The organism is Streptomyces sp. NBC_01352, from assembly GCF_036237295.1.
Taxonomy (GTDB): Bacteria; Actinomycetota; Actinomycetes; order Streptomycetales; family Streptomycetaceae; genus Streptomyces; species Streptomyces plumbiresistens.
Window position 1 is genome coordinate 2,890,621 of sequence record NZ_CP108354.1, and the last position, 24,055, is coordinate 2,914,675.

Annotated in this window: 23 protein-coding genes and 2 pseudogenes; 17 read left to right on the top strand and 8 right to left on the bottom strand. The window is 70.3% G+C overall.

The window, feature by feature from the left end; all coding sequences use genetic code 11:
* Entirely contained in the window at positions 1-363 is a 363-nt protein-coding gene (locus OG252_RS13675) for a DUF742 domain-containing protein (RefSeq protein WP_266432314.1), read from the top strand.
* Positions 350-979: a GTP-binding protein gene (locus OG252_RS13680; protein WP_329336272.1), complete on the top strand. Its 630-nt coding sequence runs from the start codon at positions 350-352 to the stop codon at positions 977-979. Before OG252_RS13675 ends, OG252_RS13680 begins: the two co-directional genes overlap by 14 nt.
* A gap of 68 nt (positions 980-1,047) precedes the next feature.
* Here the strand turns inward: OG252_RS13680 and OG252_RS13685 are convergent, their stop codons facing one another.
* Both OG252_RS13685 and OG252_RS13690 read right to left on the bottom strand, forming a co-directional pair.
* Positions 1,048-2,556 carry a M81 family metallopeptidase gene (locus OG252_RS13685; RefSeq protein ID WP_266432317.1) on the bottom strand — a complete coding sequence of 503 codons (1,509 nt, stop codon included), beginning with the start codon at positions 2,554-2,556 and terminating at the stop codon, positions 1,048-1,050.
* 25 nt (positions 2,557-2,581) lie between these two features.
* Positions 2,582-3,862, bottom strand: a complete 1,281-nt coding sequence (locus OG252_RS13690; RefSeq protein ID WP_329336274.1) for an ROK family transcriptional regulator — start codon at positions 3,860-3,862, stop codon at positions 2,582-2,584.
* Between the two features lie 172 nt (positions 3,863-4,034).
* Between OG252_RS13690 and OG252_RS13695 the strand changes: the two genes are divergently transcribed.
* The 5 genes and pseudogenes from OG252_RS13695 to OG252_RS13715 all read left to right on the top strand — a co-directional run bounded on the left by OG252_RS13695 (position 4,035) and on the right by OG252_RS13715 (position 10,219).
* Positions 4,035-5,792 carry a peptide ABC transporter substrate-binding protein gene (locus OG252_RS13695; RefSeq protein WP_329336276.1) on the top strand — a complete coding sequence of 586 codons (1,758 nt, stop codon included), beginning with the start codon at positions 4,035-4,037 and terminating at the stop codon, positions 5,790-5,792.
* 5 nt (positions 5,793-5,797) lie between these two features.
* On the top strand, positions 5,798-6,757 hold the full coding sequence (locus OG252_RS13700) for an ABC transporter permease (RefSeq protein WP_266432322.1): 960 nt from the start codon (positions 5,798-5,800) through the stop codon (positions 6,755-6,757).
* An 89-nt stretch (positions 6,758-6,846) separates the two neighbouring features.
* Positions 6,847-7,662: pseudogene (locus tag OG252_RS13705) on the top strand (ABC transporter permease); the annotation flags it as partial.
* Positions 7,659-9,299: an ABC transporter ATP-binding protein gene (locus OG252_RS13710; RefSeq protein WP_329336278.1), complete on the top strand. Its 1,641-nt coding sequence runs from the start codon at positions 7,659-7,661 to the stop codon at positions 9,297-9,299. The pseudogene OG252_RS13705 and the gene OG252_RS13710, both read left to right, overlap by 4 nt.
* Positions 9,300-9,304: 5 nt before the next feature.
* Complete coding sequence (locus tag OG252_RS13715) at positions 9,305-10,219, top strand: ROK family protein (protein ID WP_266447989.1); 915 nt, start codon at positions 9,305-9,307, stop codon at positions 10,217-10,219.
* Positions 10,220-10,247: 28 nt separating this feature from the next.
* Here OG252_RS13715 and OG252_RS13720 read toward each other — a convergent pair whose 3' ends face one another.
* The 3 genes from OG252_RS13720 to OG252_RS13730 form a co-directional block, all read right to left on the bottom strand.
* A complete protein-coding gene (locus OG252_RS13720) occupies positions 10,248-10,838 on the bottom strand; it encodes a TetR/AcrR family transcriptional regulator (RefSeq protein ID WP_329345137.1) in 591 nt (196 codons plus the stop codon).
* A gap of 52 nt (positions 10,839-10,890) precedes the next feature.
* Positions 10,891-11,082 (bottom strand): hypothetical protein, encoded by a 192-nt coding sequence (locus OG252_RS13725; protein WP_329336280.1) that lies wholly within the window; start codon positions 11,080-11,082, stop codon positions 10,891-10,893.
* Between the two features lie 166 nt (positions 11,083-11,248).
* A complete protein-coding gene (locus OG252_RS13730; RefSeq protein WP_329336282.1) occupies positions 11,249-12,064 on the bottom strand; it encodes an oxidoreductase in 816 nt (271 codons plus the stop codon).
* Positions 12,065-12,437: 373 nt separating this feature from the next.
* Here OG252_RS13730 and OG252_RS13735 point away from each other — a divergent pair, with 373 nt between their 5' ends.
* A complete protein-coding gene (locus tag OG252_RS13735) occupies positions 12,438-13,271 on the top strand; it encodes an alpha/beta hydrolase (protein WP_329336285.1) in 834 nt (277 codons plus the stop codon).
* A gap of 90 nt (positions 13,272-13,361) precedes the next feature.
* Here OG252_RS13735 and OG252_RS13740 read toward each other — a convergent pair whose 3' ends face one another.
* On the bottom strand, positions 13,362-13,712 hold the full coding sequence (locus OG252_RS13740) for a DoxX family protein (protein WP_266432327.1): 351 nt from the start codon (positions 13,710-13,712) through the stop codon (positions 13,362-13,364).
* Positions 13,713-13,853: 141 nt separating this feature from the next.
* On the opposite strand from OG252_RS13740, the gene OG252_RS13745 reads away from it, so the two are divergent.
* Positions 13,854-14,369 carry a MarR family winged helix-turn-helix transcriptional regulator gene (locus tag OG252_RS13745; RefSeq protein ID WP_266432328.1) on the top strand — a complete coding sequence of 172 codons (516 nt, stop codon included), beginning with the start codon at positions 13,854-13,856 and terminating at the stop codon, positions 14,367-14,369.
* Positions 14,370-14,459: 90 nt separating this feature from the next.
* On the opposite strand, the gene OG252_RS13750 is transcribed toward OG252_RS13745, so the two are convergent.
* Positions 14,460-14,600: a hypothetical protein gene (locus tag OG252_RS13750; RefSeq protein WP_266432329.1), complete on the bottom strand. Its 141-nt coding sequence runs from the start codon at positions 14,598-14,600 to the stop codon at positions 14,460-14,462.
* Between the two features lie 134 nt (positions 14,601-14,734).
* Between OG252_RS13750 and OG252_RS52340 the strand changes: the two are divergent.
* A pseudogene (locus OG252_RS52340) lies at positions 14,735-14,821 on the top strand (hypothetical protein); the annotation flags it as partial.
* Between the two features lie 180 nt (positions 14,822-15,001).
* On the opposite strand, the gene OG252_RS13760 reads toward OG252_RS52340, so the two are convergent.
* Positions 15,002-15,547 carry a MarR family winged helix-turn-helix transcriptional regulator gene (locus OG252_RS13760; RefSeq protein WP_329336289.1) on the bottom strand — a complete coding sequence of 182 codons (546 nt, stop codon included), beginning with the start codon at positions 15,545-15,547 and terminating at the stop codon, positions 15,002-15,004.
* A gap of 246 nt (positions 15,548-15,793) precedes the next feature.
* Between OG252_RS13760 and OG252_RS13765 the strand changes: the two genes are divergently transcribed.
* From OG252_RS13765 to OG252_RS13795, 7 genes are all read left to right on the top strand, one after another.
* Complete coding sequence (locus OG252_RS13765) at positions 15,794-16,297, top strand: flavin reductase family protein (RefSeq protein ID WP_329336291.1); 504 nt, start codon at positions 15,794-15,796, stop codon at positions 16,295-16,297.
* A 71-nt stretch (positions 16,298-16,368) separates the two neighbouring features.
* A complete protein-coding gene (gene hpaB / locus OG252_RS13770; RefSeq protein WP_329336293.1) occupies positions 16,369-17,835 on the top strand; it encodes a 4-hydroxyphenylacetate 3-monooxygenase, oxygenase component in 1,467 nt (488 codons plus the stop codon).
* Positions 17,835-19,280, top strand: a complete 1,446-nt coding sequence (locus OG252_RS13775; RefSeq protein ID WP_329336295.1) for a fumarylacetoacetate hydrolase family protein — start codon at positions 17,835-17,837, stop codon at positions 19,278-19,280. Before hpaB ends, OG252_RS13775 begins: the two co-directional genes overlap by 1 nt.
* Positions 19,277-20,209 carry a 4-hydroxy-tetrahydrodipicolinate synthase gene (dapA, locus tag OG252_RS13780; RefSeq protein ID WP_266432338.1) on the top strand — a complete coding sequence of 311 codons (933 nt, stop codon included), beginning with the start codon at positions 19,277-19,279 and terminating at the stop codon, positions 20,207-20,209. Before OG252_RS13775 ends, dapA begins: the two co-directional genes overlap by 4 nt.
* Positions 20,206-21,693 (top strand): 5-carboxymethyl-2-hydroxymuconate semialdehyde dehydrogenase, encoded by a 1,488-nt coding sequence (hpaE, locus tag OG252_RS13785; protein WP_266432340.1) that lies wholly within the window; start codon positions 20,206-20,208, stop codon positions 21,691-21,693. The genes dapA and hpaE overlap by 4 nt, the downstream gene beginning before the upstream one ends.
* Positions 21,690-22,694 (top strand): 3,4-dihydroxyphenylacetate 2,3-dioxygenase, encoded by a 1,005-nt coding sequence (gene hpaD / locus OG252_RS13790; RefSeq protein WP_266432342.1) that lies wholly within the window; start codon positions 21,690-21,692, stop codon positions 22,692-22,694. The genes hpaE and hpaD overlap by 4 nt, the downstream gene beginning before the upstream one ends.
* A gap of 186 nt (positions 22,695-22,880) precedes the next feature.
* On the top strand, positions 22,881-23,858 hold the full coding sequence (locus OG252_RS13795; protein WP_266432344.1) for a helix-turn-helix domain-containing protein: 978 nt from the start codon (positions 22,881-22,883) through the stop codon (positions 23,856-23,858).
* Positions 23,859-24,055 lie beyond the last annotated feature (197 nt).

The window sequence follows — 24,055 nt, forward strand, 5'->3', positions numbered from 1 at the left end:
GTGAGCGGAAGCGACGCGGCGGGGCGGCTGGTACGGCCCTTCGCCCTGACCGGCGGACGGACCCGGCCCAGCCGCGCCGACTTCACCCTCATCACGACGGTGACCGCGGTGGACCCGCCGCCGGAGCGGGCTCCCCGGCCGCAGCCCGAGCAGGCGCGGATCCTGCGCCGGTGCGCGCGGCCGCTCGCGGTGGCGGAGCTGGCCGCGCGGCTGGACCTCCCGGTGAGCGTGGTCGTCATCATGCTCTGCGATCTGCTGGAGGCCGGCCTGATCACCGCCCGTCCGCCGCACCCCGTCGCCCGCACCCCGGAACTGGACCTGGACCTGCTGCAGAAAGTGAGGGACGGCCTTGGCCGGCTCTGATCCCGCCGCCCGGGCGGCACCCGCGGCATCCGAGGCGCCCGTCGCACCCGACACCGTCAAGATCCTGATCGCCGGAGGGTTCGGCGTCGGCAAGACCACGATGGTCGGTTCGGTCAGCGAGATCGCCCCGCTGCGCACCGAGGAACGGCTCACCGAGGCGGGCCTGGGCATCGACGACCTCGCCGGCATCGAGGAGAAGGCGGCCACGACCGTGGCCCTGGACTTCGGCCGGATCACCATCAGCGACCGGCTGGTGCTGTATCTGTTCGGCACCCCGGGGCAGCAGCGGTTCTGGTTCATGTGGAACGACCTGGCCGTCGGCGCGCTGGGCGCGGTGGTGCTGATCGACGTGCGCAGACCCGAGTCGAGCTTCGCCGCGGTCGACTTCTTCGAGCGCCGGGGCATCCCGTTCGTCGTCGGCGTCAACGGCTTCCACGGGCGGCACCCGTACCCGCCCGAGGAGATCCGGGAGTCCCTGGCACTGCCGGACCACGTCCCGGTACTGCTGTGCGACGCGCGCGAGCGCGGATCAAGCCGAGACGTACTGATCGCCCTGCTGGACCGCCTGATCGCCGAGGCCGAAGGCGGCTCCCAGCTCACTCGACCAAGCCGGTGAACACCCTGTTCCAGGGGCGATGAGCCGGGCGGCCACCCGTACCCACCCCCCCAAAGGCGGCTCCGAACTCACTCGTCCGGGCCGGTGAGCGGCTTGTTCGAGGGGGCGATGAGGCGGGCGGTGAGGTCCGGGTCGGGCATCTCCGGGTCGAAGGGGAACAGGGGCCGGCGGATCCGGCGGTGGCCAAGGCGGGTCAGCTCCTGGTCGACGCCGCCCGGGGTGAGCGCCATCTTCCAGTCGGCGGCCATGGCGAACAGCTCGGGCTCCAGATAGCCGATCTTCACGATCACGACGTCGGCCGCCCTCGGGTCCAACTCCAGGCCGGTGAAGTCGTGTTCGTGGTGGTACGGCTTCCTCAGCCGGGTCAGGATCACGTGCACGCTGCCCACCCGCAGCACGACCTCGGTCTCCGCGTCCCGGTCACCGTGCCGGACGGCGTGGACCTCGCCGGTGAGGGTGAGCGGGCCGGCGTGCCGGTCGTCGACCTCCGCGCCCGCGGTGACCGTGACGGTCGCGCCGACGCCGGCCGCCACCGCCGCGTCGACGGCGCGCGGTCCGGGCAGGGAGGCGTAGATGACCGTGGGGCCGGACGGGTCCTTGAGCTCCGGGCGTTCCAGGACCTGGCGGAGGCCCCAGGTGACGTCCCCGGCGCCGCCCGCCGTCGGGTTGTCGCCGGTGTCGCTGACGAAGTAGGGGCGGGCGGTGGAGGCGAGGGCGGCGTCGAGGCACTCGTCCAGGGTGGCCGTCGGCGCGACGAAGTCGAAGGTGTGGCGGGCCTTCCAGAAGCCGCCGGCCAGCCGCTCCGCGCCGGCGGCGACGGCGTCCGGCGAGGGGCCCGTGACGACCACCGCGGCCCGGTTGCGCGGCTCGTCCGCCCAGGCGTAGCCGACCCAGATCGCCGCGTCCGTCACGCCGTCCGCCGCCGCCACCTCGTCCACGGCCGCGTACACGCTCTTCGCGGGTTCGATCCGGGTCGAGGTCTGTTCTCCTGCCAGCAGCACCGGCACCGGGATCCAGGCCTTGGCGGGCCGGGGCGCGCCGCTCGTGAGGAGGTCGACGAGGTTGCGGGCCGCACGCTCCTTGGTGTCCATGGCGTCCTCGTGCGGGGCCGTGCGGTAGCAGGTGATCAGGTCGCTCTGGTGGACGAGTTCGCGGGAGACGTTGCCGTGCAGATCCATGGAGGTGGACACGAGGACACGCGGGCCGACGACCTCCCGGATGCGCTGCAGGAGCTGGGCCTCGGCGTCGTCCAGTCCCTCCACCGTCATCGCGCCGTGGATGTCGTACCAGAGTCCGTCGACGGGACCCAGGTCGCTGAGGCTGTTGAGGAGCTCGGCGGCCAGTTCGGCGTACGCGGTGCTCGTCACCGTGCCGCCGGGGAGGGCCTTGCCGACCAGGGCGCCGCGCCAGTCCGCGGCGGCGCGCAGGGGCTGCCCGGGGGCGAGGAAGGGATACCGCGTCAGGACGTCCGCGCCGCGCCGCGGGTGGAAGGCGGCGGCCCCGGTGCGTGCGGGCGAGAAGGTCGAGGACTCGATGCCGAGTCCGGCGACGGCGATGACGGGGCGGGATTCCGGCACGGGTGCTCCAGACGTCGGTGGAAGGTCAAGGGTGACGGTCTCCGGCCCGGGTGTGGTTGCCGGGAGATGAGGAGTGGTTGCCACCAGGTGAAAGGTGGGCGGTGCCGGCCGGTGAGAGGTGCGCGCCGGTGACCGCCTCCAGCGCCTGCGCCAGCGCCCGCTGCAGCGCGAACTGCCCCGCGCCGACCAGGCCGGCGTCGGCGCCGAGGCTGGCCCGTTCGATGACCAGGTGCTCGGTGACGAGGGGATGGCAGCCCTCGTAGAGCTGGCTGCGCACGGCGGCGACGAAGGGCTCCAGCGTGGAGAGGATGCCGCCGAGGTACACGGCGTCGGGGTTGAAGAACTGGACGTTCGCGGCGAGCACCATGCCGAGGTAGCGGCCGGCCTGGCGGACCGCGCGGGTCGCCTCGGGGTCGGCGTCGCGGGAGAGCCGTACGACGTCCTCGGTGGACGTCACGTCGAGGCCGCGCTCGCGCAGGATGCGTACCAGGGCGGCACCGGAGGCGACGGTCTCCAGGCAGCCGGTGTTGCCGCAGGAGCAGGGCGTGTCCTGGGCGGCCTCGACCCGGACGTGGGTGATCTCGCCGGCGGCGCCGGAGCCGCCCCGGTAGAGGCGGCCGTCGGCGATGACGCCGGCACCGATCGCCGTGCCGGACTTCACCATGATCGACTGGCGGCGCTCGGCGGGCTGCACGGTGTGCTCGCCGACGGCCATGCAGTTGGCGTCGTTCTCGACGGCCGCCGGGACGCCGAAGCGGTCCTCCAGCCAGTCCCGTACGGGGAAGCGGTTCCAGCCGGGCATCCGGGACGGCAGGGTGACCACGCCGGAGTCGACGTCCACCGGTCCCGGCAGGGAGAGGCCGACGCCGCGCAGCAGGCCCCGGCCGTGCCGGTCGGCGAGGCCTTCGAGGGTGTCGGTCAGTCCGGGCAGTGCCGCCTCGGGCCCGTCGGCCGTCGCGAACGGCACGGTGGAGACGTCGGTGAGGCCGCCGCCGGGGTGGACGACGCCCACGTGGGCGTGCATACCGCCGAGTTCGGCCGCCACGGCGTATCCGTCGCTGCCGCCGAGCCGCAGCACCTTGCGCGGACGTCCGCCGGTCGAGGACAGCGTGCCCACCTCGGCGACCAGGCCGTGGGTCATCAACTGGCCCACCGCGAAGGAGACCGTCGACGGTGCGGCGCCGAGCAGCGCGGCGAGTTCGGTGCGCGTGGTCGCCTGCCCGGAGGCGAGGAGTTCAAGGACGCGCTCGGTCAGTGAGGAGACGCCCACCACGCCTTTTCGGCGCGGCGCACTTTTTTCAGTCATGGGCGAAGTTACTCCCGTCATCGGCCATCGAGGGCCGAGCGTAGGACAGTTCGCGCTCCTCCAAGGTTTTTCCAGAACAGCAGAAACAGGCTTTTTACAGCGGCACGTCTGTTTCTTCCAACACAGGGGTCGTTCACTGGCTGCACCCCGCTTCTGGTCCCTGAGGAGAGTCATGTCCCCTGCTCGCACGAGGCTCGTCGCCGGTGCCGCCGCCCTGATGGCGGGCACGCTGCTGCTCGCCGGCTGCTCCGGGACGAGCGGCGCGTCGTCCGCGTCGAAGACTTCCGTCAACTACGCGCTGCCCGCGAACTTCACGCCGAACTGGATCCTGCCGATCGGCACGGCGGCCCACCTGAACACCAACAACAAGTCCATCGCGAACACGCTGTGGGAGCCGCTCGTCGCGTACGACGGCTCGACCGGCAAGATCGCCTGGAACAAGGCCGGTTCGGTCGCCACGGCCGCCGACTTCGCCGCCGACGGCAAGAGCGTACGCATCACCCTCGGCGACCGGCACTGGAGCGACGGGAAGCCGATCACCTCCCGGGACGTCCAGTTCTGGTTCGACCTCATCAAGGCGAACAAGGCGGAGTGGGCGGGCTACAACCCGGGCAAGGCCCCGGACAACTGGACGTCCTTCAAGACCGAGGACGCCCGTCACTTCACGATCACCTTCGACCGGTCCTACAACCCCCAGTGGATGCTGGCGAACGAGCTGAGCCTGATCACACCGCTGCCGCAGCACGTCTGGGACAAGGGCGGCGACGCCAAGCAGGTGTGGACGTTCCTCAACGACGCGGCGAAGAACATCGGCGGTTACGAGAAGAACGCCCTCTGGAAGACCATCAGCGGCCCCTACGCGGTCAAGTCCTTCTCCACCGCCGGCAAGGTGGTGCTCACCGCCAACAAGAAGTACGACGGCGGCGAGAAGCCGGCCATCCCGACCGTGAACCTGCTGCCGTTCACCACGGCGGACGCCGAGAAGAACGCCCTGCGTTCCGGCAGCGTCGACTACGGCTACATCGAGGCGACCGACCTCGACCAGAAGGACAGCTTCACCGCACAGGGCTACACGGTGAAGCCGTGGTCGGGCTGGGCCATCACCTACATGCCGTACAACTTCAACAACCCGGCGATGGGCGCGGTGTTCAAGCAGCTGTACGCCCGGCAGGCGGTCCAGCGGTCGATCGACCAGACCACGTTGGCGAAGGTCGTCCTCAACGGCACGGCGGTGCCCGGCTACGGACCGATCCCGCAGGGGCAGGCGTCGGACTTCCTGTCGTCCGTGCAGAAGAGCGATCCGTATCCGTTCTCGACCTCGGCGGCGCGGCAACTGCTGACCGACCACGGCTGGACCGAGCAGGCCGGGGTGATGACCTGCACCAGCCCCGGCAGCGGCGCCTCCCAGTGCGGCGAAGGCGTCGCCGAGGGCACGAAGTTCGCGATGCAGGTGCTCTCGCAGTCCGGGTCGACGGTCACGGACAACATGATGAGCGCGATCCAGTCCTCGCTCGCGAAGACCGGCGTCAAGTTCTCCATCAAGACCGCGCCCGTCAACTCGGTGCTGTCGCAGACTCCGCAGTGCACCTCCGGCCAGTCGATCTGCAAGTGGCAGCTGTCCTTCTTCGGTACGGCGGGCAGCTGGTACTTCAACGCCTTCCCGACCGGCGACTCGCTGTTCCAGACCAAGGGCGGCTCCAACTTCGGCAACTACTCCAACCCCGAGGTCGACAAGCTCATCTCCGCGTCCACGACGTCGACTTCGAACGAGGCGATCCAGGGCTACAGCGCGGCCCTCGCGAAGGACCTGCCGGTGATCTGGCTGCCGGAGCCCGTCTACCAGGTCTCGGTCGTCAGGAACGGTCTGGGCGGCTTCTCCCAGGACTCGCTTGCCAACTTCCACCCCGCGCAGTGGAAGTGGACCAGCTGAACCCCATGGACACGCTCCTGTACCTCACCCGGCGGGTCCTCCAGGCCCTGGCCGTGATCCTGATCGTCACGATCGTGGTCTTCTGCCTGCTGCACGCGCTGCCCGGGGGTCCCGCGCGCGGGATCCTCGGCCCGCAGGCGACGGCCGAGCAGATCGCCGCGTTCAACCACGAACAGGGCCTGGACCGCCCGCTGCCCGTCCAGTACGTCTACTACCTGAACACGCTGCTGCACGGCGACCTCGGCACCTCGTACACGCTCAACGAGGCGGTGTTGCGGCTCATCGAGCAACGCCTGCCGAAGACCCTGGTGCTGACCGTGCTGTCCGCGCTCGTCGGGCTGCTGCTGGCGGTCCCGCTCGGTATGTGGCAGGCGGTGCGCCGCAACAAGCCGGCCGACTACGTCATCACCACGCTGAGCTTCGTGGCGTACTCGACGCCCGTGTACTTCCTGGGCCTGATCCTGGTGCTGCTCTTCACCCAGACGCTGCGCTGGTTCCCCTCGCAGGCGCCCCAAGGGGACACCCTGGCCCAGGTGTTCGCGGATCCGGCGGCGCTCGTGCTGCCGGTCGTCACGGGGGCCGCGTCCATGATCGCCGTGTTCAGCCGGTACATGCGGGCCGCGACGCTGGAGAACCTCTCCGAGGACTACGTCCGCACGGCGCGGGCCGGGGGCTCACGGCAGGGCGCGATCCTCTTCAGGCACGTCTTCCGCAACTCCCTCACCCCCGTGATCGCGATGCTCGGCTACTACGTGCCCGTGCTGTTCGGCGGTGCGCTCGTTGTCGAGCAGCTCTTCAACTATCCCGGCATGGGGCTGCTGTTCTGGTCCGCCGCGCAGTCCTCCGACTATCCGGTGCTGCTCGGGTGCGTGCTGGTTATTTCCGTCGCGACGGTTGTGGGCACGTTGCTCGCGGATGTCGTGCAGCGGGTTGTCGATCCGCGTGTGAAGGGAGGGCGGGCGTGAGTCCTCGTGTTCAGAGTGCGGGCCGGTGGGGGTTGGTCGCGCCCCGCGGCGGAGCCGCAAATCGACACCGTCCCGCGCCCCTGGGTGCGCGCTTCGCGCGCAATAAGTTGGCGGTTGCCGGAGTTCTGGTCGTGGCCCTCTTCCTGCTGTTCTGCTTCGTGGGGCCGCTCCTCTACTCCACCGACCAGACCCACACCGACCTCACCCAGGTCAACCTTTCTCCCAGCGGGGCCCATTGGCTGGGGACCGACGCCGTGGGGCACGACGAGCTCGGGCGGCTGATGTACGGCGGGAAGATCTCGCTCCTCGTCGGGCTGGCCGCCGGGCTGCTCGCGACCGTCATCGGGACGCTGTGGGGTGCGGTCGCGGGGTACGCGGGCGGCTGGGTGGACGCGGTGATGATGCGGGTGGTGGACGCCGGGATCGCGATCCCCGCGCTGTTCATCCTGCTGGTCGTCTCCGCGATCACCTCGCCGGGCCCGCTCGGGCTGATCGTCATCCTCGGCCTGGTGTCGTGGCTGGTGCCCTCCCGGCTGGTCCGGGCGGAGACGCTCACGCTCAAGAACCGGGACTACGTGCTGACCCTGCGCGCCACCGGCGGCACGCACGGGCGGGCGATCGTCCGGCACATCCTGCCGAACTCGGTGTCGACGATCGTGGTCGCGGCCACCTTCCAGGTCGCCGACGCGATCCTGCTCGTCGCGTACGTGTCGTATCTGGGCCTTGGCGTGCAGCCGCCGTCGACGGACTGGGGCGGCATGCTGTCGGCCGGTCTGACGGCGGCGTACTCCGGGCGCTGGTGGCTGATCGTGCCGCCGGGCCTCGCGATCATCCTCCTCGTGTGCGCGTTCAACGCCATCGGCGACGGACTGCGGGACGCCTTCGACGTGAAGGGACGCGGATGAACATCCTGGAGATGGCGGAGCTCGGGGTCACCTTCACGACGGACACGGGTGACGTGCCCGCCGTACGGGACGTGTCCCTGCACGTCCGGCCCGGCGAGACGCTGGCCCTGGTCGGCGAGTCCGGGTCCGGCAAGTCGACCGTGGCGCTCGCCGCGATGGGGCTGCTGCCGGGCAACGCGCGGGCGTCGGGGCGGGTGACGGTCGACGGTACGGACGTGGTGGCGGCCGGCGAGGCGGAGCTGGCCCGGCTGCGCGGCCGGACCGCGTCGATGGTGTTCCAGGAGCCGGCCACCGCACTGGATCCGCTGACCCGGATCGGCAGGCAGATAGCGGAAGTCGTACGCAATCACCGTCCCGTCTCCCGCGCGGAGGCCGCCCGTGAGGCGGTCGAGCTGCTGCGCAGGGTCGGTATTCCCGAGCCTGAGCGGCGGGCGTCCGCGTTCCCGTTCCAGCTGTCGGGCGGGCAGCGGCAGCGGGTCGTCATCGCCATGGCGATCGCCAACTCGCCGAGCCTGCTGATCGCGGACGAGCCGACGACCGCGCTCGACGTCACCGTGCAGGCCGAGATCCTGGATCTGCTGCGCGAGTTGGCGGTCGACTCGGGCACCGGCGTGCTGCTGGTCACGCACAACATGGGTGTGGTCGCCGACTTCGCCGACCGGGTGGCCGTGATGCTGCGGGGCGAGATCGTGGAGACGGGGCCGGTGGAGGAGGTGCTGCTGCGGCCGACGCACGAGTACACGCGGCGGCTGCTGGCGGCCGTGCCGCGCCTGATGCTCAGCGGCGAGGGCCCACCCCCGTCAGGGCCCCCCGGGGAACCCGCGGTGGTCCGCCTCCGCGATGTCTCCGTGCGATTCGGGCGGGGTCGAGGAGCCGTACGGGCCCTGGAGGGGGTGTCGATCGACGTCCACCCCGGCGAGACCGTCGGGCTGGTGGGCGAGTCCGGGTCCGGCAAGTCGACGGCGGCCCGGGCGGCGCTGGGGCTGGTGGTGCCGGACGACGGCTCGGTGTCCCTCTTCGGCACCGACCTGAACAGGGCCCGGGGCCGGGCGCGCCGGGCCCTGCTGGCCGGGGTCGGTGTGGTGCTCCAGGATCCGGTGGCCTCGCTGGACGCGCGGATGAGCGTGGCCGAGTGTGTCGCCGAGCCGCTGCGGATGCACCGGCGGGGCATGTCGGCGGCCGAGCGGCGGGAGCGGATCGCGGAGGTCCTCGAACTGGTGCGGCTGCCGAGGGAGTTGGCGGGGCGCGGGCCCCGTGAGCTGTCCGGCGGCCAGCGGCAGCGGGTGAGTCTCGCGCGGGCGCTGGTGCTGCGGCCGCGGCTGCTGGTGGCGGACGAGCCGACGAGCGCGCTCGACGTGAGCGTGCAGCGGACGGTCCTGGAGGTGATCGCCGAGTTGCAGCGCGAGCTGGGGTTCGCCTGCCTGTTCGTGTCGCACGACCTGGCCGTGGTGCAGGAGTTCGCACAGCGGGTCGTCGTCATGCGGGCCGGCCGGATCGAGGAGCAGGGGCCGACCATGACCACGCTGCTGCGTCCGGAGACGGAGTACACCCGCCGGCTCATCGCCGCCGTACCGGTGCCGGACCCGGTGGAGCAACGGCGCCGGCGGGCGGCGGACCGGACGGGGGCCACCGCGTGACGTGCATGGTCGCGGGTGTCGACATCGGCGGCACCACGACCCAGGTCGCCCTGTGCGGCGAGGACTTGAACGTCCTCGACCGCCTGGAGGTGCCCACGCCGGCGGCCGCGGGCGGGGCCGCGATGGTCGGGGCCGCGCTGGACGGCGTACGACAGTTGCTCGGCCGTACGCCCGGACGGCTGCTCGGCGTCGGGGTCGGCGCGGCGGGGGTCGTGGACGCGCGGGCCGGGCGGATCCTCGTGGCGAGCGACTCCTTCCTGGGCTGGGCCGGGTTCGCGGTGACGACGGCCGTCGAGGAGGCGCTGGGTGTGCCCGCGTTCCTGGACAACGACGTCAACGCGTTCCTGCGCGGCGAGGCGGCGGCCGGTGCGGTCGCGGGCGAACCGCACGTCCTCGGGATGACGCTCGGCACCGGGGTGGGCGGGGCGCTGTGGCTGGACGGGGCGCTGTACGACGGCCCGCACGGGGCCGCCGGGGAGATCGGGCACGTCCCCGGCTTCGGCGACCTGCCGTGCACGTGCGGCGGCCGGGGCCACCTGGAGACCCTGGCGTCCGGCCGCTCGATCGCCGCGCGCTACGGCGAGCGCACCGGGCGTACGGTCACCGCCCGCGCGGTCGCCGAGGCGGCCGTCGGGGGCGACCCGGACGCCCTCGCCGTGTACGAGGGCGCGGGTGCCGCCGTGGCGCGGGCGATCCTGGTCACCGCAGGCCTGCTGGACGTCACCACCTTCGTGATCGGCGGGGGCGTCACCGGGGCGTGGGCGTTCGTCGAACCGGCCATCGAGCGGACACTCACCGCCGAACCCCCGGTCAGCGGACACCCGGTGCGAGTGCTGCCCGCGCTGCTCGGCGGCGACGCGGTGGCGATCGGGGCGGCGGCGCGGGCACTGACGGAGCTCCGCCGAGCCGGTCCCGCGTAGCTGCGGGCAGTCGTCGCGCCTGAAGTGATCAGTCGTGCTGCTCGGCATCCATCAGTGCCAGGGCGTTGCGGATGCCCTGTTCGAGGAGTTGGTCGGCGAGCTGCCGGTCGGTCAGGGCACGGGAGAGCTGCAGCGTCCCGGCCATCATGCCGAGGAGGCTGAGTGCTTTCACACGTGCCGAGGGCGGGTCGTGGGGTGCCAGACGGGCGGCGAAGCCGTCGATGAGGACCAGCGCGCCGTCGGTGTACGCCTGCCTGGTGGGATCCGTGGCGCGTCCGATCTCGTCGAGCAGGGCGGCGTTGGGGCAGCCGTCGTCGATGTCGTCGCGCTGCTCGGGTGAGAAGTACCAGCGCACGATCTGTTCGAGTCCGGCACGGCCGGGTGCCGCCTGCGCGACGATGTTCGCGTGCTGTGCGCGCATCTGGTCGGCGACCGCGGTGGCGACGAGTTCGTCCTTGGAGGCGAAGTAGGCGTAGAAGGTGCCGTTGGTCAGGCCCGCGTCCTTCATGAGGGTGGCGACTCCGGAGCCGTCGATGCCGTTGCGCTTGAGCCGGCGGCCGGCCGTCGTGATGATCCGCTGCCGTGTCTCCTGTTTGTGTTCTTTCGTGTATCGCACGATGTGTTCCTCCATGGGAGCCGGGGCGTGCGCCCCGGCTGCCGTGCTGGTCGGGTCAGTGTGCCGCGCCTGCGAGGAGAGCCGGGAAGTTGATCCTGGCGGTCTGCAGTTTCGGGTCGTGGGGCTCGGGGACCCCGCAGTCGGTGATGTAGAGCCGGTCGCCGAGGACCGCGGTCGCGGAGGGCGAGGCGAGGCCGTCCGTGCTGGTCAGGACGGGCTTGTAGGTGCCGTTGGGGTAGATGACCACGACCCGACTGGGCGGATGGGACCAGCCGTGTGCCGAGTCGGCGCGCCGTGGTGACGATCGCTTTGGCGACGACGGCGGGTCGTAGCCGTCCTTCACCGCATCCGCGATCACCTCGTCGAAGATGCGCCGTCGCTTTCGGACGGGTTCGGGTACGCGAAGGTGAGCGTCAGTTCGACATCCGGTTGAACCTGCGGACGATGCGGTCGAAGATCCGGGCCGGAAGGACGCGGTGGAACACGCTGATGCCTGCGGCCGTCGAGCCGGCGGTGCGCCGCAGTTTCGGGTTCTTGTCGGTGGCCGCCGCGACGATCACCTTGGCCACGGTGGCGGGATCGTCGCCGCCGCTGAGGTTCTTCGCCAGCACCTCGTCGAAGGTGCGCCGTCCCGATGCGTAGAGCGGCATGGGGGTGTCGCCCTGCACGCTGTGGTCCCCGAACGGGGTGTTGATCGGGCCGGGCTCGACGAGCAGGATCCGGACGCCGTGCTCGCGGACCTCGTGGTCCATCGACCCGGAGTAGCCCTCGACCGCGTGCTTGGTCGAGGTGTAGATGGCCATGAACGGGCTGGGGACGAACCCGCTGAGGGAGGAGACGTTGATGACGCGTCCGCGCCGTTGAGTGCGCATCTGCGGCAGAACCGCCTTGGTCATCCGCATGATGCCGTAGACGTTGACGTCGAAGACCTCCTGCGTCCGGGCGACGGAGAACTCCTCGGCGGCGCCGTTGGCTCCGACGCCGGCATTGTTGACCAGGACGTCGATGCGCCCGAACCGGTCGATCACCTGCTTGACCACGGAGGCGACCGATTCGTCGCTGGTCACGTCGAGGTCGAGGTAGCTCACCCCGGCGGGCGCGGTGACCCGCGCGGCGTTGCGAGCGGTTCCGATCACCTCGAAGCCCGCCGCGGCGAAGGCCCGGGCCGTCTCCTTGCCGACCCCTGACGAGGCACCTGTCACGAGCACTACCGGCCGAGTTGTCGCCATCACGGGCTCCCTTGAGATTGCCTTACGTTCGTATGCCTTACGTTCATACGACGATATGGGGATCACCGGTCGATGGCAAGGGGGCACGTCCATCGATCTGAGAAAGACCCGGGCATCGCGGGGTGGGGTACGGAAAAGACCATGAGCGGACGACGAGAGTCGACCGAGACGGCCGGTCCTCGCGTCACCCGCCGCACTCGTCGACAGCGGCCTAGGCGAGGCCGACCACCCGCCGGGTGGCCAGACGATCCGTAGACCCTCAATGAGGGGAAAGAACGAGGACCCGATGAGTACCTTCCACCCCGATCTCAAGCGAGGTCGATTTATCCCCAATGTGTCCTACGGACGTCTGTCGTCGCGCCTCGTGCGGAGCGTGAAGTGGCGCTCGACCGATCCGGGGCCGGACGTCACGGTCCAGGAGATCGTCGTGCCCGGGCCGAAGGACGCGCCCTCCGTCTCGCTCCGCGTCTTCCAGCCGACCGGCCTGAAGGCACCGGCTCCGGCGCTGCTCTGGATCCACGGAGGCGGGCTGATCTTCGGCGCCCCCGAGCAGGACGACCGTACGAACATCGCGTTCGCCCGCGAGCTCGGCATCACCGTCGCCGCGGTCCGTTACCGACTGGGCCCTGACCACCCCGCGCCCGCCGCGGTCGAGGACGCCTACGCCGCACTGCGCGGACTGGCCGAGCGCGCGGACGAGCTGCACATCGACATCGACCGCATCGCGATCGGCGGTGCCAGCGCAGGCGGCGGACTCGCCGCGGCCCTCGCCCTGCTCGCCCACGACCGGGCCGAGATCCGCCCCGTGTTCCAACTGCTCCTCTACCCGATGCTGGACGACCGCACGACGACGAGAACCGACCTGAACACCCTCAAGGTGCGCGTCTGGACGCCCAAGAGCAACCGGTACGGCTGGTCGTCCTACCTCGGCGACGCCGTCGCGGGCCCGGACGTCTCCCCGTACTCGGCCGCGGCACGCCGCGAGGATCTCACCGGTCTTCCTCCGGCCTGGATCGGCGTCGGCACCCTCGACCTCTTCCACGACGAAGACGTCGAGTACGCGCGCCGGCTCAGCGACAGCGGCGTCCCCTGCGAACTCGACGTCATCCCCGGCGCCTTCCACGGCTTCGACCTCGTGTTTCCCAAGGCCGAAATCTCACGGGAGTTCTGGCGCCGGCAGGCACGGGCGCTCAAGGCCGCACTGTGAGGCCGGGTTCGCATCGGCCGGGATGCCCTGCTGAGCATCATCGAGGCCCTAGTGATCGTGAACTGGTCCGATCGCGATCGTGGCGCACGATCAGACCGTCGCGAACCCCAGCACCAGCGGCGCCACGGCAACAAGCATGATGGCGGCCGGGATGCCCATCCCCTTCGTGTCGCCTCCACGCACGTGCGTGATCACGGCGCCCAGGAAGTACAGGACGACACCGATCGCCGCCGCGATGCCCAACGGTCGGTAGACGATGCCTGCGAGCAGCCCCAGAGCGCCCGCGATCTTGACCAGGCCGAGCGGCAAGAACCAGCTGTCGGGCACCCCGATCGCCTTGAGCCCATCTGTGATCTTCGGGTCGCCGGTGATGTCGGGAACGGCAGAGAAAACCAGGAGCAGGGACAGCACGACAGCGACGACGACATAGGCGATGAACACGGAGGACTCCGGAGGGAGAAGAGGACCGGACCGCGATCGGTCCAGGAAGACGGGGCGGCAAGCGGTGAGCCGCGGAAAATAATGTAAGTGCTTCAATGATTGACTGCAACCGACTGTTTGATGACTTGCTACGGTCGGACCATGGCCAGCGAACGATCCGGGGGCACCGCCCCCGCCACCAGCGCTCCCGTCAGCTCCCCCATCAGCGACGACACACCCGAATCCGCCGGTCCCGACTCCCGCCTCGCCCTGCTCCTGGCGCGGCATGGTGGCGCCACCGACACCTGGATCCGGGAGGCCCTCACCGCCTCCGGGGTCACGCCCCGCCAAGCCGTCGTGCTGATGTACCTCGACGGCGGTCAGCTCGGCCAGCGCGACCTCGGTGCCCGGCTGCGCGTGGACCCCAGCGTCCTGGTCGCTCTCCTCAACGCGCTGGAGGACCGCGATCTGGTACGACGGCGCCGTGATCCGGCCGACCGCCGCCGGCACATCGTCGAGATCACCGAAGCGGGCACGGCCGCCGTCACCAAGCTCGACGCCTCCATCGGCCGCGTCGAGGACGAGCTCTTCGCCGACCTCACCCCGCAGGAGCGCGACACCCTGCGCTCACTCCTGGCCCGTGTCCGCACCACCTACGACGGGGCCTGCGACGCCTAGCCGACCGCGGACTGCTGAGTACGTGAACGTGCCCGGGGTGCGGAGCGCTTCACGCTCGGCGACCGCGCGCCGCACGACCGACGTCGTTCTCTACAACGCCGTCGTGCCCTGCGCGCAAACCTGCTCGTAGATGAGGTTCAGGTAGTTGTGATGAAGGATCGAAGCGAAGGCAGTGCCGCGGAAGCCGACAACTCGCCGCTCGGTCCACCAGGAGTCGTTGGTCTTCTTCAACCGGTCAGCCTCGGGCAGCTGCGCGCCAAGGGCGTACAGATCGAGCAGCCGTCGGCGGTTTCGGGCATTCGACGAGGGAGGACCAGTCGACGCCGGCGGCCTTCGACGAGGCCGTTGCCGCAATCCCCAACGTCCTGCAAGCGCGATGCCTCTTCGGCGATCCCGACTGCCTGCTGCACATCGTGGCCGCCGACTTCGCCGACTACCTGAAGCTCTGCGAAGGGCATCTGACCAGACTGCCGGGTGTACAGAAACTGACGTCCACCGTCGTCATGAAGCAGAGCGTCGAGCGCGCCCGTGCCGCACGTGCGGTCGGCTCGGGTAGGCGGCTTGGGCGGCGAAGCAGTCGCCGTCCGCCAGGTAGGACGCCTGCCATTGGCTCGTTGCGCTGGGAAGACCCCTCAGGTCCGATGCCGGACGTCGAAGTGCGCGGAGTGCGCGGTCAGCTTGCCGAGCAATTCGATGAGGGTCTGCTGCTCGTCCTCACTGAGGGCGCCCGCCCACTCCCGTTCACGTGCGTTGTGTGCCTGGAAGGCAGTGGTGATCGCATGCAGGCCGGCCTCGGTGAGGCCGAGCTGGACCGCGCGCCCGTCGTACGAGGCGCGCTCCTTGCTCACCAGGCCGTCCCGTTCCAGCGTGTTCACCAGCGCCGACACGGCGGCTCGGCTCATGCCGGACAGCTCCGCGACCTTCTTCGCCTCGACCGGGCCCGAGAGCCAGATGGCGAACAGCACTCGGAAGCCAGGCCATGACCAGCCGCGAGGCCTGTGTACGGCGGATTCGAGGTCGTAGACGAGCATGTTGGCCGCGCGGTGGAGGGTGAGTACCAGCCGCATGGCGAGCGGGTCGATGCCGGGGAGTTCCCGCGAGGCCCGGTCGACGGCGTGGTCGATGAACGACCAGAAGTGCAGGTGGTCGGCATCCAGCGGTTCCGGTTCCTGGGTCACAGTCGGAGTCTAGGTCGGGGTCCAGGTAGGTCGGCCACGTAGGTCGGCCAGGTTTCCGGACCGTGAAAAACCTTCACCCGGGGGCTTCCCCCGAGATGCCGACGGGAGTACGGTCCCCAATTAATCAAAGCATTGATTACATACTCTGAGTATCAGTCGTCCCGCTTTGTCCCCTGGGTCTGCCGAGGGGACAGGTCTCCTCCCGACCGTGCGTCGCGATGTGCGATCGATCCCAAGGAACCTCGTATGCCCGAAGCTCTCGCTCCCCCCAGTCCCGGCGCGCTGCGTGCCTGCATGTCCCGTTTTGCCACCGGCGTCACGGTGGTGTCGTACGCGACCGACAGCGGTCCGCGGGGCGCCACCATGAACTCCTTCACGTCCGTGTCCGCCGAGCCGCCGCTGGTCCTGGTCAGCGTCGCCCGCCGGGCCCGCTGCCACGACCAGTTGGCCGACGGGCCCTTCTGCGTGAACATCCTCGGCGCCGAACAGGAGCCGTTGGCCCGGCTGTTCGCGGGGGCACAGAGCACCGCGGAGCCCCGCTGGGCGGAGGGCGCGCGCGTCCCCCGGCTGGCCGACCCGCTCGCCTGGGTGGAGTGCGAGCCCTGGCGTACGTACGACGGCGGCGACCACACCCTGGTCCTCGGCCGCGTCACCGGCCTCGGTCACCGCGACGGCGACGCCCTGACTTATGCCTGGAGCCGTTTCGCGTCCACGACCGAGTCGACCGACGGCATCGAGCACCTCTTCTGAAGCCTTCCGTCCGTCCCACCCCCTCCCCCTCTCAAGCCCCACCCCACGCCCCACTCCCCAGGAGAACCACCATGGCCGCACGCACCGGCAAGGAATTCCTCGAGCGCCTCTCCCAGTCCCGCCCCACCGTGCACATCCAGGGCGAGACGCTCACCGGAGGAATCCAGGAACACCCCGCTTTCCGCAACGTGGTGCAGACCTATGCCGAGCTGTACGACCTCCAGCACAGCGACGAACACAAGGACGTCCTCACGTACGCCTCCCCCACCTCGGGTCAGCCGGTCGGCACGTCCTTCCTCACTCCCCGCACACCCGACGATCTCGTCAAGCGCCGTGAGGCGTTCAAGGTGTGGGCCGACCACAGCAACGGCATGCTGGGCCGCACCGGCGACTACATGAACAGCTCCCTGATGGCCCTCGCCTCGGCCGCCGATTGGTTCGCCCAGGCCAACCCCGCCTTCGGCGAGAACATCCGCCGCTACTACGAGAAGGCCCGCGAAGAGGATCTGCTGTGCACGCACACGCTGATCCCGCCGCAGGTCAACCGGTCCGTGGCGGGCACCCAGCAGGCGGGCGGCAAGCTCGCGGCACGCATCGTGAAGGAGGACGACAACGGCGTGGTGATCCGCGGGGCGCGCATGCTCGCCACCATCGCCCCCTTCGCCGACGAGATGCTCGTCTTCCCCTCGACCGTGCTCCGCGGCACCCCCGAGGACAAGCCGTACTCGTACGCCTTCGCCATCCCCAACGACACCCCCGGCCTGCGCTACATCGCCCGCGAGCCCCTCGACTACGACCGCCCGCGCCACGACCACCCCCTCGCCTCCCGCTTCGAGGAGTCGGACTGTGTGGTCGTCTTCGACGACGTGCACGTGCCCTTCGAGCGCTGCTTCGCCCTCGGTGACGCCGAGTTGTGCAACGGCTTCTACTCCCAGACGGCCTCCGTGGTGCACATGACCCACCAGGTCGTCACCCGCACCACCGCCAAGACCGAGTACATCCTCGGACTGGTGACGCTGCTCACCGAGGCCATCGGTATCGAGCAGTTCCAGCACGTCCAGGAGGACATCGCCGAGATCATCACCACCCTGGAGACACTGCGCGCCTTCCTGCGCGCGGCGGAAGCCGACGCCGAGGTCAACGAGTACGGGGTGCTGACCCCGGCCTGGGCCCCCCTCAACGCCGCCCGCAACCTCTATCCCAAGCTCTACCAGCGCTTCCCGCAGATCCTGCGCAAGCTCGGCGCCTCCGGCCTGATGGCCACCCCGACCGAACTCGACATCACCGGCCCGGCGGCCGCCGACATCGAGGCCTACCTCCAGTCGGCCACCCTCACCGGCGCCGAGCGCGTGAAGCTGTTCCGTCTCGTCTGGGACACCTGCATCTCCGCCTTCTCCAGCCGCCAGGCCCTGTACGAGTACTACTTCTTCGGCGACCCCGTCCGCATGGCCGGCGCGTACGTGAAGTCGTACGACCGCGAGCCGTACAAGGCCAAGGTCCAGGACTTCTTGGATCAGCACAGCCTGGAGCGCTCCTGATGACGCACCCCCTGGGGAACCCCCCGTCGAAGATCATCGCTGTCCATCTCAACTACCCCAGCCGGGCCAAGGAGCGCGGCCGGATCCCGGCCCAGCCGTCCTACTTCCTCAAGCCCCCCTCGTCGCTGGCAGGCACCAAGGAGGCCATCGTCCGCCCGGAGGGGTGTGAACTTCTCGGGTTCGAAGGCGAGATCGCCCTGGTCGTCGGCAGCCGGGCCCAGCGGGTGCGGCCGGAGGACGGCTGGTCCCACGTGCGGTGGGTGACCGCCGCGAACGACGCCGGGGTCTACGACCTGCGGTATGCCGACCGCGGCTCCAACCTCCGCTCCAAGGGCGCCGACGGCTTCACGCCGATCGGGCCGCGGCTGCTGGACGCCCGCCAACTCGACCCGGCCGCACTCCGGTTGCGTACCTGGGTGAACGGCGAACTCGTGCAGGACGACACCACCGACAGGCTCCTCTTCCCCTTCGGACAGCTAGTCGCCGATCTGTCGAGACTGGTCACGCTGGAGCCCGGGGACGTCATCCTGACGGGCACTCCGGCCGGCGCGTCCGTCGTCTCCCCCGGCGACACGGTGGAGGTCGAGGTCACCGGCAGCGGACAGTCCACCGGGCGGCTGCGCAACCCCATCGCCTCCGGGCCCGCCCTGGAGACGTACGGAGCGATGCCGAGGACGGATGCGGCGGAACGCGAGGCCGCCCACGGAGCCGCGTACACACCCGAGCCACTGCTCGACGAACGCATCGAGCAAGGACTGCGTTCGGTCGCGGTCGCCACACTCAGCGCGCAGTTGCGGGGGCGCGGGCTGCCGCACATGTCCATCGACGGGGTACGTCCCACACGGCCGGACACGAAGATGGTCGGCGTCGCCCACACGCTGCGCTACCTGCCGCTGCGCGAGGACCTGTTCAAGCGGTACGGCAACGGCATGAACGCCCAGAAGCGGGCCATCGAGCAGCTGCGACCCGGCCATGTGCTGGTCATGGACGCCCGCCGGGACACATCCGCCGGCACGCTCGGCGACATCCTCGCGCTGCGTGCCCAGCAGCGCGGCGCGGCCGGGGTGGTCACCGACGGAGGTCTGCGCGACAGCGTCGCCGTCACCGAACTGGGGCTGCCCGTCTACCACGGCGGAGCCCACCCCTCCGTCCTCGGCCGCCGCCATGTGCCGTGGGACTCGGGAGTGCCGGTCGCCTGCGGCGGAGCCCTCGTGCAGCCCGGCGACCTGCTGGTGGGAGACGCGGACGGCGTGGTCGTCGTGCCGCCCGAGCTGGCCGAGGACCTGATCACCGACTGCCGGGAGCAGGAGCAGCGGGAGCGCTTCATCACCGAGCAGGTGCGCGCCGGGCACGACATCGACGGCCTGTATCCCCTCGGCCCCGACTGGCACGAGATGTACGAGCGGTGGCGCAAGCAGCGCAGCACGCAAGGAGAGCCCACATGAAATTCCGCAGCGACCCGTCCGCCATCCGCGGCTCCATCGCTCCCGCCATCACCCCCTTCACCGCGGACGGAGCCGTCGACCACGACAGCCTGCGCGCGCTGATCCGCTTCCAGTTGGAGTCCGGTTCGCACGGCATCTCGCTGGGAGGCTCCACCGGCGAACCCAGCGCGCAGAGCGTCAGCGAGCGGATCGCGGGGATGCGGACGGCGGTCGAGGAGATCGGCGACCGCGTCCCGTTCCTGCCCGGGACCGGATCCCACAAGCTCGACGAGACCCTCGAACTCACCGCCGCCGCAGCGGAGTTGGGCGCCGACGCCGCGCTCGTCATCACGCCGTACTATGCGCGCCCCACGCAGGAGGCGCTGTACCAGTGGTACGCCACGGTGGCCCGGGAGTTCCCCGACCTGCCGATCGTCGCCTACAACGTGCCCTCGCGCACGGCCGTCGACATCGCGCCCGAGACGGTGAAGCGGCTGTTCACCGACTTCGAGAACTTCGTGGGCGTCAAGGAGACCACCAAGGACTTCGAGCACTTCTCGCGCGTGCTGCACGCCTGCGGGCGCTCACTGCTGGTGTGGTCCGGCATCGAGCTGCTCTGTCTGCCGCTGCTCGCGCTCGGCGGTGCGGGGTTCGTATCGGCCGTCGCCAACCTCGCGCCCGGCGCGGTGGCTCGGATGTACGAGCTGTGGGAGGCGGGCGATTTCGACGGTGCCCGCGATATCCACTACCGCCTGCACCCGCTCGTCGACCTCCTGTTCGTCGAGACGAACCCGGCGCCGGCGAAGTGGGTGCTGCACCAGCAGGGACGTATCGCGTCGTCCCATGTCCGCCCGCCGCTCACCTCCCCCACCGACGCGGGCCTGTCGAAGATCCGCGCACTGCTCCGCGAGGGCGGAGACCTCACCCAGCAGATCGGAGCCGCGCAGTGAGCACCACCCCTGAGCACCTTCCCTCCGTGATCCGGCACTGGATCGGCGGCGAACTGGTGGACGCGGCCGACAGCCGCACCTTCGACGTCGCCGACCCGGTCTCCAACACCGCCTACGCACAGGCCGCGCGTGGCTCGGCGGCCGACGTGGACCGGGCGGTGACGGCTGCCCGGGTCGCGTTCCCGGAGTGGGCCGGGCTGTCCAACCGGGCACGCGCGGGTGTCCTGTACCGGATCGCCGACGCCGTCGAGGCCCGTCATGACCGGCTCGCCGCCTTCGAGTCGTACGACTCCGGGCTGCCGATCACGCAGGCCCGCGGCCAGGCGCGGCGCGCCGCCGAGAACTTCCGCTACTTCGCGGACGTCATCGTGGCCCTCGGCGAGGAGGCGTTCCGGCAGGGCGACGACCAGTTCAGCTATGTGGTGCGCACACCGGTGGGAGTCGCCGGCCTGATCACTCCGTGGAACACCCCGTTCATGCTGGAGAGCTGGAAGCTGGCACCCGCGCTGGCGTCCGGCTGCACGCTGGTCCTCAAGCCGGCCGAGTGGACCCCCCTCTCCGCGTCGCTGTGGCCGGAGATCTTCGAAGACGCAGGCGTGCCCGCCGGGGTGGTGAACATCGTCCACGGCATCGGCGAGGAGGCCGGCCAGGCCCTCGTCGACCACCCGGACGTGCCGCTGATCTCCTTCACCGGCTCCTCCGACACGGGCCGGCACATCATCCGGTCCTCCGCCGAGCACCTGAAGACGGTGTCGATGGAGCTGGGCGGCAAGTCCCCGGTCGTCGTCTTCGCCGACGCCGACCTGGAAGCCGCGCTGGACTCGGTCGTGTTCGGCGTGTTCTCCCTCAACGGGGAGCGCTGCACGGCCGGTTCACGCGTACTCGTCGAGCGCCCGCTGTACGAGGAGTTCACCCGGCGACTGGCGGAGCGGGCCGCCAACGTACGCGTCGGGCTCCCTTCCGACCCGGCCACCGAGGTCGGCGCGCTGGTACACCCCGAACACTACGAACGCGTCCTGAACTACGTGGAGATCGGCCGGAAGGAGGCCCGGCTGGTAGCCGGTGGCAGCCGCCCCGACCACCTCGCCGACGGCAACTACCTCCAGCCCACCGTCTTCGCCGACGTCGAACGCGACGCCCGTATCTTCCAGGAGGAGATCTTCGGCCCGGTCGTGGCCGTCGCGCCCTTCGACGACGAGACCGAGGCCGTGGAACTCGCCAACGCCACGCAGTTCGGTCTGGCCGCCTACGTCTGGACCTCGGACATCAAGCGCGGCCACCGCATCGCGCACGCCGTCGAATCCGGCATGGTCTGGATCAACTCCCACAACGTCCGTGACCTGCGCACCCCCTTCGGCGGGGTCAAGGCCTCCGGCGTCGGCCGCGAGGGCGGCGCCCACAGCATCGACTTCTACACCGAATCGAAGATCGTCCACGTCGCCCTCGCCGAGGTGCACACCCCCCGCTTCGGAGCCACCTCATGACCGTCTCGAACGCCCCCGACGTCGTCCGGTCCGCCTACGCCCAGCTCGCCGTCACCGACCTCGGTGCCGCCCGCTGGTTCTGGGTCGACATGCTCGGCTTCCACGTGCAGTACGAGGACGCCGAGTCGCTGTACCTGCGCGGCACGGACGAACTCACCCACCACTCGCTGGTGCTGCGCAAGGGCGACATCGCGGCCCTCGACCACATCTCCTATCGCGTCCGCACACCTGAGGACGTCGACAAGGCGGAGAAGTTCTTCGCCGAACTCGGCTGCCCGGTCAAGCGGTTGAAGAAGGGCGAGGGAACGCACGGTGTCGGCGACGCGGTCCGCGTCATCGACCCGCTCGGCTTCCCCGTGGAGTTCTTCCACGAGATCGCCCGCGCCGAGCGCCTCATCCAGCGCTACGACATCCGCCACGGCGCCGAGATCGCCCGCCTGGACCACTTCAACATCTGCACCCCCGACATCCCGGCCGCCTACGCCCACTACAAGTCCCTCGGCTTCGGCTGCTCGGAAACGATCGAGGGTGACGAGCACGAGCTGTACGCGGCCTGGATGTACCGCAAGCAGACCGTCCATGACGTCGCCTTCACGGGGGGTGCCGGGCCGCGCCTGCACCACGTCGGGGTGGCCACCCACGAGTCCCACCAGGTACTGCGCGCGGCCGACCTCTTCGGCTCGCTGCACAAGGAGCACCACATCGAACGAGGCCCCGGTCGGCACGGCGTCTCCAACGCCTTCTACCTCTACCTGCGGGACCCCGACGGCCACCGCGTGGAGATCTACACCTCGGACTACTACACCGGTGACCCGGACCACGAGACGTACCGCTGGAACGTGCGCGACGACCGCCGCCGCGACTTCTGGGGCAACGCCGTCATCGAGTCCTGGTACAAGGAGGCCGTCCCCGTCCTCGACCTGGACGGACGCCCGCGGCCCGTGACCGACACCGTCCTCGACGAGTCCGCGGTTCAGGTGGGTGCGGACGGCCTCGGCTGATGCTGCGGGCGGTGAGGGGGACCGGAGGTGCTTCGCGCCCTTCCGGGGCCCCTCACCGCGCCCTCGACAGGCACAAGATCTTCCCATCCACCCCATTCATCGCACTTTGTGAAAACCGGATACGACGGTTAGTATCCGGCGGCACGCCTACCTGCCGGCTTGCCGAAGGGCCCTCAGAGGAGACCCATGCCCTCGATGACGACTCCGTCGGACGACACCTCCGCAGGACGCTTCGAGTTCTGGCGGGAAGCGGTCGGCCATAGTTTCGTGCCGCTGGAAGCGCTGCCGCGCGAGGTTCCCGACTTCCGCGCCTCCCTGCACACCGCCCAGCTCGGCGCGGTGCAGGTGTCTGTCGTGGCCGCGGATCCGCACGGCGTCGCCCACACCCGTAAGCACATCGCCTCCGACCCGGCCGATTTCGTCAAGGTGAGTCTTCAGCTGGCCGGGCGGTGCATGCTGACCCAGGCGGACCGCCAGGCCCTGCTCGAGCCGGGCGAGCTGGCCATCTACGACACCCGGCACCCGTACACACTCGACTTCGACCAGCCGTACCGCACCCTCGTGCTGATGTTCCCGAGGGTCCTGCTCCGGCTGCCCGAACGCGACCTGACCCGCATGATCGCCACCACCGTGTCGTGCGGCGACGGACTGGGACCCGTGGTGCACCCGTTCCTGTGCGGACTGGCCGGGCAGGTGCGGCAACTGGACGCGCTCGGCACGCAGCGGCTCGCGGACAGCGTGGTCGACCTGGTCGGCGCGATGCTCTCGGAGCGGTGCGCCGTGCACGTGACGAAGCAGGACGACGGGCGGGAGCTGCTGGCCCGGCGGATCCTCACGTACATGGAACAGCGGCTCTCCGACCCGGGGCTCGGCCCCGACCGGATCGCGGCCGCCCACCACATCTCGCGCCGCTTCCTCTACAAGCTGCTGGCCGAGCGGGGATACACGGTCTCGGGCTGGCTCCGGGAGCGTCGCCTCGCCGAGTGCCTGCGCGACCTCGCGGACCCCGCGCTCGCCCATACGCCCGTCGCCACCGTCGGAAGCCGCTGGGGCTTTCCCGACCCCGCCCACTTCAGCCACGCCTTCAGGAGCGCCTACGGCATGAGCCCGTCAGAGGCACGCTCACAGGCACGCGGGGCCGGGCGCACGGCGCTGGGCGCTTAGCGGGCCTCAGCCTGATCTTTGACCGCGCTGCTGTTTCAGGCGGGAGTGTTCGGTGAGGGTTTCAGCTCGTTTCACGGTCTTCCCCGGGCTCGTAGCGTGGGGCCGGCCTGCGGTGTTGTGAGCCTGGTGACGTGCTGACGGATACGGTGGCGGATCCGCTTCCAGGCCTCCCTCCGTAGCGTCGGACGTGATCAGTC